The sequence below is a fragment of the Candidatus Pelagibacter sp. HIMB1587 genome (assembly GCF_052047775.1).
GTDB lineage: Bacteria > Pseudomonadota > Alphaproteobacteria > Pelagibacterales > Pelagibacteraceae > Pelagibacter.
In genome coordinates this window covers 282,512-298,132 of sequence record NZ_JBNAJJ010000002.1, presented here as the reverse complement: position 1 = coordinate 298,132, position 15,621 = coordinate 282,512, and the positions used below count along the sequence as shown (strand labels likewise).

The following is a 15,621-nucleotide window of genomic DNA, read 5'->3' as shown; positions in this document are numbered from 1 at the left end:
CTTTTTTTTTATGGAACTAAAACAGCTCGTCCCTTAACCTTACCATCGTTAAGATCATGAAGCGCTTTATTAGCATCGTCTAAACTATACTCCTGCATAGAGAGCTTAACTTTACCTCTGTCAGCTAACTCCATTAATTCATATAATTCAGACCACGTTCCCACTAAATTACCTACAATTGTTTTCTCAGAAATAATTAAATCAACTGCAAGTGATTTAATTTCTTCTCCATATCCAACTATGTAGTAAAAACCACCATTAGAAGTCATTTGAATTCCCATGGCAGTAGATCCTTTTTCACCTACGAAATCAATTACAGCTTCAGAACCTTTTCCTTTTGTTAGTTCTTGAACTTTTTCAATTTCGTTTCCATCAATTAAAACTCCGTGGTCACCACCAAGTTCCATTGCATGTTTCAATGCTGCTTCAGATTTTTCAACAATAATAATATCTGCTGCACACATAGCTTTTAAACATTGAATAGCGATGTGACCTAAACCTCCTGCGCCAATAATTGTACAGCTCTGACCAGGTAGCAAATGTCTTGTTGCTTTTTTTACCACTCTATAAGCTGTAAGACCTGCATCTGAAAAAGGTGCAACATCTTTAGGCGCTAATACTTTTGGAAGTTTAATTAGATTTCTAACGCTAGTTTTTAATAGTTCAGCGTAGCCACCTTCTTTAATACTTAATCCAGGAAATGCTCCTGCTTCAGCATGCATATCATTACCTCTTCTACAATCTAAACAAGTTCCTCCTGTTCCAGAAATAAGTGGGTGTAATATTACAGGATCACCCTTTTTAAATTCAGTAACGTCTGAACCTACATCCTCTACCCAGCCAGCATTTTCATGTCCCATTACACATGGTAATAATTTTCCATCTGGATCTTGGATATGTTTCCATACTCCTTCAATAATATGTAAATCAGTTCTGCAAACTCCTGCAGCACCAATTTTAACTATAACGTCTGACGCCTTTTCAATTTTAGGATCTGGCATCTCCTCACCTGTGACCCAGACCTTTTCTTTCATTTCAGGGTCATATTTATGCAAAACCTGTGCTTTCATTATTATCTCTCCTTTAATATTTAAGTAACACTATTAAAATTCTGATATAGAATGGAGTCAACGGCATCTTTATATGTACAAAAAGTTAACAATTACAACCTGTGGTTGGTTGTTGTATCTAGAAAAACAAATAAACTTTTAAAATGTCAAACTTAAGTCACTCAAACAGCGAACTTAAAAATATCCTACACAAAAGGAATATGAGCTCTTATGAGATGGGAAAAGATATTAATGAAAGTTGGTTAAGATGTATCAGTGAAGGCCTTGATCCGTTTAATGATCCTAAACAAAGTGTAATTTCATCAATCGAATTAAAAGAGATAAAAGAGCGAAATGAAACTATCAGAAGAATAATTATTCCTGAACTAGAACTTTTATATTCCCAAATAGCAGGAACAAATTTTATGGTGGCTTACTCAGATGAGAAAGGATTAGTCTTGGATACAATTTATGACAAATCTTGTTTACAAACTGACGTTGGTAAAACAGTAATACCAGGTTCAATTTGGGCAGAAAAAATTTGTGGAACAAACGGTCTTGGATTATCTGTTGAACTAAAAAAACCAACTATCGTTTCAGGTAAAGAACACTTTTTTACTGCTCATGAAAATATTTCGTGCTTTGCAAGTCCAATCATAAATTATGACGGTAAAATTATTGGTATTATTGATGCTTCAACAGACTCAATGTCCAGAGAACAACATACGCTAGCTTTAGTAAGACTTGCAACTAGAAGTATCGAAACCAAATTGTTTATTAAAAAATTTGAAAATGAATTAATTATTTCTTTTCACCCAAGACAAGAATATCTAACTACAACTAGTGTTGGGATGCTGGCAATAAATGGGGATGGATTAATTGTGGGTGCAAACAACAATGCAAAAATTATGCTTAACGGACTAGTTGACTTGAAAAATGAAAATTTTAATAAAATTTTTACAACTTCATTTTCATCAATTGCATCAGATATCTTAAATAATAAAACTCTAAAGATAACAGATCATTTAGGTTCATCTGTTTTTGTGGTCAAAAGTCAAAATTTTAAAGAAAGTAAATTTATAGAAACTGGCAAACAAAACAAAACTTACGCTTGTAAAAATTGTGAGGATACAAAAATTAAAAGAGAAAAATGTATCTTAATTAGATCAACTTTTAGTGAGACTAATAATATTTCTGCAGCATCAAGAAAATTGGGTGTATCTAGAACTACAATTTATAAACATCTAAATTAATTATTTTTTAATAAAAAATATAAATAAGAAGTTAAAGACGTAACTAGTACAAAAGACATTGCTAATTGAAATGAAATAATTTCAGAGTAGTTTAAACTTAATCCTAAATCTATAATAAGCCCAATTATCCATTGCAGAAAGAAGGCACCTATAAATATCAATAGATTATAAGAAGTTAGAGCTTTACCTGCATTAGAAACAGAAAAAGCCATTCCAACAGCTGGTTGGATTAAGGACAAAAATACAGCTGAAACTATAAATAATGCCCAATGAATTGACTCTGTATTTGGACCTAGATAAATAATTACACCCAATACCAATAAACTTAATGGTGAACCATATTTCAATAATCTGATTGCATCATTAACGTTCTTTGAAAATTTTGGAACAAAATATCCCCATATTAAAAATGATAGCAGCATAAAAAAATAAATTAAAAATAACCCTTTTGCACTTTCCTCTGGTGTATACCCAGATACTTTTGTCATCCAAGGACCAGCCCATAGAGTTTGGATAGCAAATAACCCTCCAGTGCTAAAAAAGCCCATTGGAATAACACTTCTGAAGAATTGATTTTGCCAAACAATACTCAATTTTGCATCATCCTTTTTCTGATTACCTTTTGAAGTCCACTGAGGGATAAAAATAATTATCAAAATTATACAAACCAAAGTTATGAAAGCTAAAAGAAAAAATATATTTCTCCAACCAATTATAGGTAAGAAAAATTGAACTGGTAAACTTGATGACAACATACCAATTGCACCGACCATTAACATCCATGAGTTTGCACGTTGTTGGGTTTCATCTTGATACCAAATCCGATAAGCTGTCAAAGGCCCCATTAAACAAGCTCCAACACCAACTCCTATAATTATTCTAGATACTAAAAGAGTTAAAAAATTCTGAGCGAGAGCAAATATTAATAAACCAACAATGGTTAATGATAAAAAGTATGAAACAATTTTTCTTGGACCTCTCATGTCTAGCATATAGCCTAAAGGAATTTGTACACTTGCAAATCCTAGAAAATATCCGCCACCTAATAATCCAAGCTCTCCTGCAGAAAGATTAAATTCATTTACTAATTCAGGTGAAATTGTTGCAGTTATTGCTCTTAAGAGAGTAGAAATAAAATATCCTAAAGCAAAAACTAAAAAAATTATAATAGCTTTTGATTTAGCTAGAACAGGTTTATTCATTAAAATTTAGTTAACTTTATTAACGCAATTACCAGTTCTAAAAAATTCTTCTATATTGTCTATCGCTAAATTTCCCATTGCAATTCTAGTATCTTTTGTAGCGCTTCCTAAATGAGGCAAAACAAAAACACTCGGGATTTTTAAATAACCAGGATTTAAATTTGGTTCATTTTTATATACATCTAATCCTGCTGCATAAATTTTTCTTCTATTCAATGCATCAATCAAAGCTTCATCATCAACTATATCACCTCGAGCAACATTTGTTATCACAGCACCTTTAGGGAAATACTCTACTGTCTCTTTATTTATTAAATTTTCTGTTTCTTTTGTAGCTGGACAACAGATAGATAAAACATCTGACACTGAAAAAAGACTTTTTATGCTGTCATGATAAATTGCACCCTGCTCTTTATCTTCACTTAATTTTGAACGATTATGATAATGAATAACCATGCCTAAAGATTTAGCGATATTTGCAATTTTTTGACCGATACGACCCATGCCTAAAATTCCTAATCTTGTTCCTGTTAACTGTTTTCCAATTAAATAATCTGCAGACCATTTCCATCCACCCTCACGAGCAGATTCAATTCCTTCTGACGCTCTTCGACAAGCTCCTAATATAAGTAATATTCCTATCTCAGCTGTAGCATCTGATAAAACTTCTGGAGTATTAGTTACAGCAATACCTCTTTTTTTAGCAGCATCTAAATCAATATTTCCAAAACCAACTGCAAAATTTGAAATTATTTTAATACTATCTGGAAGTTTATTTATTGTATCAGCATCTAATTTTTCAGTTAAAGATGATAAAATTCCATCACATCCTTCGCTCATTTCAATAATTTTTGATTGTGAATAAAGTTCATCGTTTGAATTAAATTTAGCTTCAAATAATTTTGATGCTTTATCTTCACTCTCTCGGATTAGTCTTCTAGTAATTAAAATTTTTTTCATAAAACCCCTATTTTAAAATTTCAGGTTTGGGACCGCCTGTGTACCAATCTAAAACTTCAATTGTATGTAAAATTGGGACTTTAGTACCATGAGAAATTTGGGTAATACAACCAATATTTCCTGTTGAAATAAAATCAGGATTTAAACTTTCTATGTTATTTACCTTATTTTCTAATAGTTGTTTTGCAATTTTTGATTGTAAAATATTGTAAGTTCCTGCTGATCCACAACAAATGTGCCCTTGTGGAATTTCCATTATTTCATTATCAGTTTTTTCAAGTAATGAAATTGGTTGTGAATGAACTTTTTGACCATGCTGCATTGAACATGCAGAGTGATAAGCAACTTTATATTTCTTTCCTTTAGATTTTATATTTAGTTTTAAACTTTCAAAAATATACTCAGAAATATCTCTTGTAAGATCTGATATGACTTTTGCTTTTTTACTTAACTCTTTGTCATCTCTAAAAATAAAACCATAATCCTTCATGGTAGTACCACAACCTGATGTATTAGATAAAATTGCGTCTAAATTTCCCTTTTGATGCTCCTCATACCAAGTATTTATATTATTTTTAAAATCTTGGTGAGCATCCTCTTCTTTTCCTAGATGGTGATTTAAAGATCCACAGCAACGAATTTTTTTTGGAACTACAACTTCAACCCCATGTCTATTTAATAATCTGATTGTTGCTTCATTTATTTGAGGTGAAATTTCTTTTTGTACACATCCAGTTAATAAAGCAACTCTTGCTATTCTTTTCTTGTCTGAAACTTTGTAAATCTCTTTAATAGGTAAAGTTTTTTTTGGAAAAGTTGTTGGCATTAATTCAATCATGTCTTTAATCTTTGTAGGCATTAAGAATTTGAATGGCATTGCCAATTTAACAAAAAAACTTGAAAGTCTAAATACTTTAACATTTGGTAAAGTGATTGATAAAAAATATCTAATTAGTTTATCAAAAAAAGATCTTTCATAATTTTTTTCAATATATTTTTTTCCATGATCTATGATGTGCATGTAATTTACACCTGCAGGACAAGTAGTCATACAGCTATAACATGAAAGACAACGATCAATGTGCTTAACAACTTTTTCAGTTGGTTTTCTGTTATTTTCCAACATGTCTTTAATAAGATAAATTCTACCTCTTGGTCCATCCAATTCATCACCTAACAGCTGATGTGTGGGACAAGTAGCATTACACATTCCACAGTGAACACACTTTTTAAATACTTTTTCTGTAGCAAAATTATCAGAATCTTTAAGTTGCTGTTCAGTAAATTTTGTCTGCATTAAATTCCTCTATACATTTTTCCAGGGTTTAAAATTCTTTTTGGATCAAAACTTTTCTTAATTTTTTCTGAAATCATCAAACGTATATCATCGACTGTAAAAATTGATTCTCCATAATCATAATCTGCTGAAGTTTTTATTACAGTTAAATAACCACCTGACTCCAGAGCTATTTTTTTTAGCTCTTTTATTTTTTCTTCTTTTTGTTCATCAACTTCTATCCAAAATAATGATCCACACCAATCTACAAAATATTTATATTTATTGTCTAAAAATTTTAATAAATTTGATCCTTTTGCTGGAGGAATAACCATTCTGATTAAATTATTTTTGGTATTCTCAAAAATTTCTAAATTATTAATTTTTTTCCAAAATGGTTCTGATTGATAAACATCTAAAGTAGAAGTTTCAAATTTATTAAGTTCAAGCTCTTTACTTAAATTTTTAATTTTTTCCTTAATTGAAATTTTATCTCCCTCTACTCTAAAAGCTAGAAAAGAAGTATTTGATTTTAAATCATTAAATTTAAATACAGAATTTTTTTTCTTTAAAAAATCATCATCCTTTGATTTATTGGGAACATACACGGCTCCTGATATTTCACTGCTTGAACTTGATAATTTAATAAATAAATCAAAAATCTCTTCAAATTTATCAATATAAATTGCGATTGTATTTGAAGAATCTTTTTTTGGTAAAACCTTTAAAGTGATTTCTGTTAAAGCTACTAATGTACCAAAAGATCCAGCTATAAGTTTTGACAAATCATAACCTGTAACATTTTTAACTACTGTACCACCTGATTTAATAATATCCCCTTTGCCATTTACTCCTTTAAAACCCAACACATGATCTCTAACACTTCCAACTTTAAACCTTCTTGAGCCTGCATAATTACAAGATAAATAACCTGCAACTGTTCCTTTGTTAGATACACCATTTTTTATATAACCAAAATCAATAGGCTCAAAAGCTAATTCCTGATTATTTTCATCAAGTATTTTTTCAACTTCTTCAATTGGTGTGCAAGCCTTTACTTTAATATACAGTTCTTCAGGTCTGTAATCTATTATGCCTGTAAGCTTCGAAAGTGACATTGTATTTGCTGATTGAGCTTTATTTCCTATGAAGCTTTTAGAATTATTTCCTATTATTTCTGTAGGAGAGTCTTTTTTGTAAAGTTCTCTAATTAATTCTGAAACTTCGCTCTCATTTTTTGGATAATAGATATTATTAGAATCTTGGAAGATCTGGGAATTTATCTTTGCTTTTATGGACATGAACCCTTCCTTCCTCCGCGCACTTTCTGAGAATAGGATATACTTTTCCAGGATTTAACAAGTTTTTTTCGTCTAATGATTTTTTAATATCTAACTGTTGTTGAATATCATTATCATTAAACATCTCACACATAAGTTCTCTTTTTTCAATACCAACTCCATGCTCTCCTGTGATTACTCCTCCAAGTCTTACGCAAGTTTTTAATATTTCTGATCCAAACTCTTCAGTTTTTATTAACTGCTCTTTATCATTTCCATCAAACATAATTAGTGGATGTAAATTTCCATCACCCGCATGAAAGCAATTTGCCACTGGTAAATTATATTTTTCTGAAAGTTTTTTTATTTCAAGTAAAGCTTCTGCAAGTTTACCTCTAGGTATTGAGCCATCCATACAGTAATAATCTGGGGCCATCGCACCACATGCTGGAAAAGCAGCTTTTCTTCCAGCCCAAAAAGATAGTCTTTCTTTTTCATTTTTGCTTAATTTTAAACTTGAACAATTATTTTTTTTACAAATTGTCTCAACTTTTTTAATCAACTCATTTACTTCTGACTCTGTTCCATCAAGTTCAACAATTAATAATAATTCGGCATCTCTTGGATAACCAGCTTTGCTAAAATTATCTGTTGCTTCAATAAGAGCTTTGTCCATAATTTCCATTCCAGCAGGAACTATTCCGCTTGAAATTATTTCAGACGCTGCATCTCCTCCTTCTTTAATTGATGGAAAACCAATTAAAGCTGCTTTAACAACTTCTGGTTTTTTCAGAATCTTAACAGTTACTTCAGTAACAACGCCTAATAATCCTTCTGAACCACAAATTAATCCCATGAGGTCATATCCTTCTTGATCAAAAGATTTTCCTCCAATTTTACAAATGGTTCCATCCATCATTACCATTTCTACACCTAAAATATTGTTTGTAGTGGTTCCATATTTTAAAGAATGAACACCTCCTGAATTTTCAGCCACATTACCACCTATTGAGCATGCTAATTGACTAGATGGATCTGGAGCATAATAAAAACCCTTATGTTCTACAGCATGAGTAATTCCTAAATTAGTAACACCAGGTTGAGTGATCACACATTTATTCTCATAATCAATTTCTAAAATTTTATTAAATTTTCCTAAACCTAAAAGGATGGCATCTTGCAAAGGTAATGCTCCACCAGATAAACCTGTACCAGCTCCCCTTGGAACTACTTTGATATTTTCTTCATTGCAATATTTAAGAATTTCGCTAACTTCTTTAGTGTTTTCAGGCAAGACCACAGCTAAAGGCGTTTGGGTATAAACTGAAAGAGCATCAGTTTCATAAGGTCTCAATTCATCAGCTTCGCTTAAAACATTTTCTGGGTTAGTTAAACTTGATAGTTTTTTTACTATTTGAGATTTATTAGATACAATAGACCTATCAATTTTTGGCAAAGCTATTTCAGACATAGCTTAACCTAGCATTTTTTTGATATTTTCCAATGCGTTAGAAATGTTATCCTGAGATGCAGCAAAGCTAAATCTTACGTAATCTTTGCATGTTTTTCCAAATGCTGTGCCTGGGACAATAGCAACACCCGCTTCATGCATAGCTCTTTTACAAAACTCTGAACCATCCATTCCAGTCCCTATGACTTTTGGAAATGCATAAAATGCTCCTCCTGGCAAACTACATTCTACTCCGGGTAGACTATTCAGTCCTTCATGAATTAATTTTCTTCTTTGAGTAAATTTTTCCATCATCAAATCAATTGAATCGTCTGGTCCATCAAGTGCTGCTATTCCTGCAAATTGAGCCGCAGCATTAACACAGGAAACACTATTGATTAGTAATTTATTAATATGTTCTATTAAATTTTCAGGCCAAAAACTCCAACCTAATCTCCAACCTGTCATTGAGTAAGCTTTACTCCAACCTTCTAAAACAATTAGTCTTTCTCTTAACTCTGGATAATTAAAGAATGTTGGCATTTCTTTATTATCAAATATTTGTCTACTGTAAATTTCATCACTCAAAATAGTTACATGAGGATGTTTTTTTAAACCCTCTGCTAATTTATCAATTTCAGATTTCTCAACAAAACTTCCAGTTGGATTATTAGGATTAATTAAAATTAACAATCTAGTTTTTTCAGTTATTAAAGATAGAATTTTATCCGCACTAAATTTTAAATCTTTATCTTCTGTTAAATCATAAGGTACAGCAGTAGAACCTGTATAATTAATCATAGACTCATAAATAGGAAAAGCTGGTGTAGGATGAATAATTTCTGCTCCTGGCTCCCCAAAACACTGTATAGCATAATGCATTGTAGGTTTACCACCTGGCATTATGATAATTCTCTCTGGATCTACTTCAGCGTTATATCTTTTCTTGATCCATCTAGTAACCGCTTGTCTGCACTCTAAAATTCCGTTTGAAAGAACATAGCCATGGTGACCATCATCTAGAGCTTTCTTTGCAGCTTCAACTACATGTTTAGGTGTTTTAAAATCTGGCTGACCCAACCCAAGATGTATCATTGGGTTTCCTTGTGCTTCTAATTTTTTAGCTTCTGCTAAAACTGAAAAAGCACTTTCTGTTCCAAGTCTATCAAGTGACGCTGCTAGTTTCATAATAAAGTTGGAAAATATACATAAATTAAGTTAATTGTCTATTAAGATAAAATTTGAATTTCCTTAATTTATCTTAATTTCTGTAGATTATTTTTGATTCATCAAGATCTTTTACAGATTTACAGCCCATCAAAATCATATTTCTTCTAATTTCTTTTTGCATGTTCTCTAGTAATCTTTCAACACCTTGTTGTCCTCCAGCGCCCAAACTAAAAAGAAATGCTTTTCCAAAACTGCAAGCTGTTGCACCGGCTGCAAGAGCTTTTAAAACATGTGTTCCTCTTCTTACTCCACCATCAAGAATAATTTCTAATTTATCTCCTACTGCATCTGAAATTGCTTTAACTTGATCAAAAGGTGATCTCGATCCATCTAATTGTCTTCCACCATGATTAGATATCATTATCGCGGTACAACCTATATCAATTGCTCTCTTTGCATCTTCAACGGACATTACTCCTTTTAGTGCCATTGGTTTATTCCATTTTTTAATACAGTATTCTGCATCTTTCCAATTCATCGCTGGATCATATTGCTCATTAATATAATCCATTACTGATTTGGCAATGTTTGTTCCTTTATCAGTTTTGTTTTTGATATTTGCTAATTCAAATTTTTTATTAGTAAAATATTTAAAAACCCAACCAGGTCTCATAGCAAAACTTAGTAAACTATCTAAAGTAAATTTAGGTGGGGTAGTAAATCCTGTTCTATGATCTCTTTCTCTGTTACCAGCAACTAAAGTATCAACAGTAATACACATACCGTCAAAATTTGCTCTGCTGCATCTATCAATTAAATCATCGGTAATTGATTTATCCTTATGGATATAAAGTTGAAATAGTTTTGGACCACTAGAAACATTCGCAACTTCTTCTATAGAAAATGATGCCATTGTAGACATGCTATAAATCGTATTAAATTTTTCTGCTGCTCTAGCGGAAGCTTTATCGCCTTCTGGATCATACAAGCTTTGCATTGCTGTAGGAGATAAAAATAAAGGCATATCAATTTTTCTCCCAAAAACTGTTGTGGATAAATCTGGCTCTCCAACGCTGTTTAAAATATTAGGAACTAAATCACAGTCATTAAACGAATCTGTATTTCTATTTAAAGTTATCTCATCATCAGCACCTCCATCAATATAATGAAATATGGGTGCTGGAAGTTTCTTCTTGGCTAATTTTCTAAAATCATCAAAATTATAGCAATCATTCAAATTCATATAAGATGTATTAGAAACTTTTAAAGAAATTAAACATATAACTATTTGCCCCAGGATTTTTACTTCCTAAACTTGCATTGGATAAGTGGTTATATGAAAAACCAAATTGACTACTTTCAGACATATCTAGAGATATTTGAAGTTCTGTTTTAAATTCTAAGACATGACCAAGATCTTTTCCATCTCCCTCATGATACAACCCAGGAGCAAAACTTGGATTGAAATTTAAAGACCCTATTTTATATTGTGCTTCAACTCCTGTATAAACATAAGCTGCACTGTCAGCTGTGATAAGAGCGCCGGTTACAGGTGACAAATTTCCTAAAAAGGTGTCTCTATTTAGATTTTCATTTTGATGCTGAAAACCTATTAATTCTGATTTTTTTCCATCATCACTAAAATCAAACATTCCTGTGTAAACATTAAACTCAGTATTTAAATCTCTCTGTTTGATTTCTTCTGCATTTAGTGAAATTGTTAATGCTAGAAATGTAATTAAAATCAGAATTTTTTTAAAATGCATTTTGGATTAATTTTTAAATTTTAATTTTTTTAGGATTATTGCACCTCCAAGTAAAAATATCAATATTGGCAATAACCAAAGAATATAAGTATTTTTATTTAAACCAGGATCATACAAAATCCATTCTCCATATTTATCTTTAAAAAAATCATAAATTTGATTTTCAGATAATCCTTCCTCAAGTTTTTTATCAACTAAAATTTTCATACTATTTGCAAAATCAGAATCTGAATCGTACACAGATTGACCCTGGCAAATTAGACATCTTAAATTTTTCGTAATCTTATTTCTTTCGAGCTGGTCATCAGCAAATGATAAATTTGGAATTAATAATAAAATAACTAAAATAATTTTTAAAATTCTCATTTTATAATCGAGTTAATTTCATTAATTAATTGTTCATTTAATGGCCCAATATATTTTGCAACTATTTTATTTTTATGAATTAAAAAAGTTTCTGGCACACCATATGCCCCCCACTCTATTGAAATTGTACCATCTTCATCCAATAATATTGTTTCGTATGGATTTCCCAATTTTGTTAGAAAATTTTGAGCATTATTAAAATTATCTTTATAATTTAATCCAACTAAAGTTATTTTATGGTTTTCACTTAATTTCATTAAATGAGAATGTTCTTGTCTACAGGGTACACACCAAGAGGCCCATATATTTAATAAATAAAATTTATTTGAATTAAATATTTCTGATGAGTTAACATTTTCTTTGCTATTAAACTTAACACCAGAAAAAATTGGAATATCTTTTTTTATTTCTGACTTAGGGGTATAGATATTTGTTTCCTGTAAACCTTTGTAAAATATAAAAAAAATAATTATAAAACTTATTATTATTATTGAAGGTATTAATTTATCTTTCATATTCTCTTTCTAAACAAACTTAATATTCCACCCATACTTAATAATAACACTGACAACCATATCCAAAGCATAAAAGGTTTGTCTTGATATCTAACATTAAAATATTCCTGATTTTGCACTAAGTTTATGACAATAAATTTATCTTTCATTAAAGAAGTTTTAATATCAGCTTCACTGGTTACTATATTTGGCTGATTATAAATTCTTAACTCTGGAGACATTTTATTAGTTTTTCCATCTGAGGAAATTATTTTAAAATTTGCTACTACTGAGTTGTAATTTTTTTCACTTCTCTGGTTTACATTTTCAAGTAAAATTTTAAATTTTGAATTTTCATAACTCTGACCAATTTTAAGATTGGTAATTACTTCGCTAGAAAGTAAATTATTAAATAAAATACTTAAAATTAATAAACTAAATCCAAAGTGAGCAATAGTTTGAGAAATGTTTTTATATTTTTTTGTAAAAAAATCCCTCACAGTAATAAAAAACAAATAAAATGCACTTGAGATTAAAATAGTGTTTACAAGTAAATTTTTATCAAAATTCTTAACAATCAAATAAGATATTAAAATCGATACAAATAATAAAAATATAAGAATTTTTTTACTATCTAAGTTAGATTTAATCCATTTCAATTGAGGTCCAATCGCCATAGCGATTAAAAATGGAATTAAAAAAGGGATAATTAGTTTATGATAAAACGGTGGACCGACCGATATTTTTTCAGAAGAAATTACATCTAAAAAAATTGGATACACTGTACCTATTAAAACCACAGATAAAAAATACATCATGAACCAATTATTCAATATAATTGCACTTTCTTTACTTAACCAAAAAAGATTTATTGAATTCTTTTGATCCTCTTTATGAAAAAAGAAAAAAATAAACAAAGAAATAAAAATTAGAACAAACAAAAATATTAATATAAATAAACCTCTTTCAGGATCGTTGGCGAAAGTATGAACTGAATTAAGGATACCTGATCTAACTAAGAAAGTTCCACACATACTGAGTGTAAATGTAGCTATAGATAAAATTATAACCCAAGAAGTTAAAATCGATTTTTTCTCCAAAACTAATATACAATGTAATAATGTGGTTAGTGCTAACCAAGGCATAAGAGATACATTTTCCACTGGATCCCAAAACCAAAATCCTCCCCATCCAAGTTCATAATAAGCCCAAATAGAACCTAGTAAAATTCCCAATGTCAAAAATATCCAAGAAACTAAAGTCCATTTTTTTATATGAGTTGCCCAGCTTCCTGAAACGATTTTTAAAGTTGTGGCTGCTAGTGCGGAGGAAAATATTATTGATGAACCAACATAGCCTAAATATAAAATAGGTGGATGAATTGCTAATGCTGGATCTTGCAATATTGGATTTAAACCTAAACCTTCTTCAGGAATTGGGAATAAGTAATTAAATGGATTAGAAGTTTTTAGTAAAAAAACAAAAAAACCAATAATTATAATCTGCTGAAATATTGTTGTTAGAGTTTTGTATTTTATTGATTGATTATTTGTTCTTAATAAAAAAATAAAAATAAATAACGTTAAAACCAACAACCACAATAACAAACTACCTTCATGATTTCCCCATGTTCCCGTAATTTTGTAAAATAAAGGTTTAGTAGTATGAGAATTATTAAATACAGTTTCATTACTAAAATCTGAAACTACAAAAGATAAAACTAAACCAAAAAAACTAATAACAACAAAAAATAATTGTAAAAATGATAATGATAATATTTTAGTATCCAAAATTTCTGAATTTCTAAAATTTTGAACTGAAAAATAAATCAAAATTGAACCACTAATTAATCCTAAAATTAGTGCGTAATATCCAACAACGCTATAAATCAATTAATTTTCCTCCAATGCAGCTTTAACCTCTGGTGGCATATAATTTTCATCATGCTTCGCTAAAATCTTTGTTGCTGAAAAGAAATTTCTGTCTTTCAAAACACCTTCGGCTACAACTCCCTTTCCTTCTTCAAATAAATTTGGGACAGCGCCTGAATAAGTAACATTAATCTCATTTTTAAAATCTGTAATAATAAAATTCACTTCATTAGAATTCATACTAATAGAATTTTTTTTAACCATTCCACCTACTCTGATTTTATTATTTGTCAGCTCAGTTAATGACTTAATCTCTGAAGGAGATTGAAAATAAACTACGTTTTCTTCTAAAGATTTTAGAACTAAAAAAACAGTTAATATTAAAATTAATAAAATAGTCGAAACAAATAGAAATCTTAACTTAACTTTTCGACCATACATCGATCAAAAATTAGTTGTTTGTTGCGTCAGCTAAAATTTCTTTATTTATTCTTTGTGATTTTGCAGAATTAGCTTGTTCAGTGTTAAGTGATCCAAATTTAGCAACAAATTTATTTTGTTCTTTAATAAATTGAACTTTTGTTACTAAATATAAACTTAGGAAACTTAATAAAGTAAAACCAAATGCAGATAACACATATACTGCATATCCATTCATAAATAATAAGTCGTTAATCATAGTCTATCTAAACCTTTATTTTTAATTTTTATCAGTTCTGTATTATATTTCATTAAGAAAATTAACAACGAAAATAGAGCAAATGCCGCAGTCATTATCAATAATGGATAAAGCATTGATGAATGAATTGAGCTTTTAGACAAGATATTTATTGAGGCAGGTTGATGAAGTGTATTCCACCAATCAACCGAGTACTTAATTATTGGCACATTAATAATTCCAAGAATAGTGATAAAAGTTGAAATTTTAAAAACTTTTTCTTCATTTTCATAAATTCTCCACGAGATTAAGTATAGAGCATAAAATAGAGCTAAAATTAACATCGAAGTAATTCTCGCATCCCAGGCCCACCATGTACCCCAAGTAGGTTTCCCCCAAATAGAACCTGTTACCAAAGCAATTATGTTAAAAACAAAACCTGAAGGTGCTAAACTTTTGGATATTAAAAAAAAATTTTTGTTTTTAAAAATAAATCCTGAAATTGACAAAACAGTTATCGAAGAAAAAATTCCAAGAGAAATCCATGCAGCAGGAACATGAACATACATAATTCTAACAGCATCACTCTGCTTGTAATCTTCTGGAGACAATATGAGTGCCTCAACTAATCCAACAGATAGAACAACAACAAATAAAAATAAAACATATTTTGGCGCCTTCGAAGTAATTTGAAAAATTTTATTTGGCTCTAAAAGTTTAAACATAACTCTAATTTAGGGATTTATTTTGAAAATACTATTGTGAAAAATTATCTGATCAAGAATGAAGAGGGGGAGATAATAAAGAAAGATTAACTTTTAACACT

16 protein-coding genes are annotated in these 15,621 nt (G+C 30.0%); 1 reads left to right on the top strand and 15 read right to left on the bottom strand.

Annotation, left to right across the window (positions count from 1 at the left end):
- Positions 1–8 precede the first annotated feature (8 nt).
- Complete coding sequence (locus tag ACTTBE_RS06105) at positions 9–1,070, bottom strand: NAD(P)-dependent alcohol dehydrogenase (protein WP_262589926.1); 1,062 nt, start codon at positions 1,068–1,070, stop codon at positions 9–11.
- Positions 1,071–1,270: 200 nt separating this feature from the next.
- Between ACTTBE_RS06105 and ACTTBE_RS06100 the strand changes: the two genes are divergently transcribed.
- A complete protein-coding gene (locus tag ACTTBE_RS06100; protein ID WP_256998077.1) occupies positions 1,271–2,302 on the top strand; it encodes a sigma-54-dependent Fis family transcriptional regulator in 1,032 nt (343 codons plus the stop codon).
- On the opposite strand, the gene ACTTBE_RS06095 is transcribed toward ACTTBE_RS06100, so the two are convergent.
- From ACTTBE_RS06095 to ccmC, 14 genes are all read right to left on the bottom strand, one after another.
- Entirely contained in the window at positions 2,299–3,504 is a 1,206-nt protein-coding gene (locus ACTTBE_RS06095) for an MFS transporter (protein ID WP_440677603.1), read from the bottom strand. The genes ACTTBE_RS06100 and ACTTBE_RS06095 overlap by 4 nt on opposite strands.
- Before the next feature lie 6 nt (positions 3,505–3,510).
- Positions 3,511–4,464 (bottom strand): 2-hydroxyacid dehydrogenase, encoded by a 954-nt coding sequence (locus tag ACTTBE_RS06090; RefSeq protein WP_075505843.1) that lies wholly within the window; start codon positions 4,462–4,464, stop codon positions 3,511–3,513.
- 7 nt (positions 4,465–4,471) lie between these two features.
- The gene (gene glcF, locus ACTTBE_RS06085) at positions 4,472–5,761 is read right to left on the bottom strand and encodes a glycolate oxidase subunit GlcF (RefSeq protein WP_440677602.1); all 1,290 of its coding nucleotides are present in this window, start codon (positions 5,759–5,761) and stop codon (positions 4,472–4,474) included.
- A complete protein-coding gene (locus ACTTBE_RS06080; RefSeq protein WP_440677601.1) occupies positions 5,761–7,041 on the bottom strand; it encodes an FAD-binding protein in 1,281 nt (426 codons plus the stop codon). Before ACTTBE_RS06080 ends, glcF begins: the two co-directional genes overlap by 1 nt.
- Positions 6,995–8,491 carry an FAD-linked oxidase C-terminal domain-containing protein gene (locus ACTTBE_RS06075; RefSeq protein ID WP_440677600.1) on the bottom strand — a complete coding sequence of 499 codons (1,497 nt, stop codon included), beginning with the start codon at positions 8,489–8,491 and terminating at the stop codon, positions 6,995–6,997. Before ACTTBE_RS06075 ends, ACTTBE_RS06080 begins: the two co-directional genes overlap by 47 nt.
- A gap of 3 nt (positions 8,492–8,494) precedes the next feature.
- The gene (locus tag ACTTBE_RS06070) at positions 8,495–9,658 is read right to left on the bottom strand and encodes a pyridoxal phosphate-dependent aminotransferase (protein WP_440677599.1); all 1,164 of its coding nucleotides are present in this window, start codon (positions 9,656–9,658) and stop codon (positions 8,495–8,497) included.
- Between the two features lie 73 nt (positions 9,659–9,731).
- On the bottom strand, positions 9,732–10,883 hold the full coding sequence (locus ACTTBE_RS06065) for an alpha-hydroxy acid oxidase (RefSeq protein ID WP_440653181.1): 1,152 nt from the start codon (positions 10,881–10,883) through the stop codon (positions 9,732–9,734).
- A gap of 10 nt (positions 10,884–10,893) precedes the next feature.
- Positions 10,894–11,406, bottom strand: coding sequence for an acyloxyacyl hydrolase (locus ACTTBE_RS06060; RefSeq protein WP_440677598.1), 513 nt, complete (start codon positions 11,404–11,406; stop codon positions 10,894–10,896).
- A 6-nt stretch (positions 11,407–11,412) separates the two neighbouring features.
- Positions 11,413–11,772 carry a cytochrome c-type biogenesis protein gene (locus ACTTBE_RS06055; RefSeq protein ID WP_440677597.1) on the bottom strand — a complete coding sequence of 120 codons (360 nt, stop codon included), beginning with the start codon at positions 11,770–11,772 and terminating at the stop codon, positions 11,413–11,415.
- Positions 11,769–12,287, bottom strand: a complete 519-nt coding sequence (locus ACTTBE_RS06050; protein ID WP_440677596.1) for a DsbE family thiol:disulfide interchange protein — start codon at positions 12,285–12,287, stop codon at positions 11,769–11,771. Before ACTTBE_RS06050 ends, ACTTBE_RS06055 begins: the two co-directional genes overlap by 4 nt.
- On the bottom strand, positions 12,284–14,158 hold the full coding sequence (locus ACTTBE_RS06045) for a heme lyase CcmF/NrfE family subunit (RefSeq protein WP_440677595.1): 1,875 nt from the start codon (positions 14,156–14,158) through the stop codon (positions 12,284–12,286). Before ACTTBE_RS06045 ends, ACTTBE_RS06050 begins: the two co-directional genes overlap by 4 nt.
- On the bottom strand, positions 14,159–14,578 hold the full coding sequence (gene ccmE / locus ACTTBE_RS06040) for a cytochrome c maturation protein CcmE (RefSeq protein WP_262589939.1): 420 nt from the start codon (positions 14,576–14,578) through the stop codon (positions 14,159–14,161). It abuts the gene before it with no gap.
- A gap of 10 nt (positions 14,579–14,588) precedes the next feature.
- Positions 14,589–14,816, bottom strand: a complete 228-nt coding sequence (locus ACTTBE_RS06035) for a heme exporter protein CcmD (RefSeq protein ID WP_440677594.1) — start codon at positions 14,814–14,816, stop codon at positions 14,589–14,591.
- On the bottom strand, positions 14,813–15,520 hold the full coding sequence (gene ccmC, locus ACTTBE_RS06030) for a heme ABC transporter permease CcmC (RefSeq protein ID WP_428078967.1): 708 nt from the start codon (positions 15,518–15,520) through the stop codon (positions 14,813–14,815). Before ccmC ends, ACTTBE_RS06035 begins: the two co-directional genes overlap by 4 nt.
- Positions 15,521–15,621 lie beyond the last annotated feature (101 nt).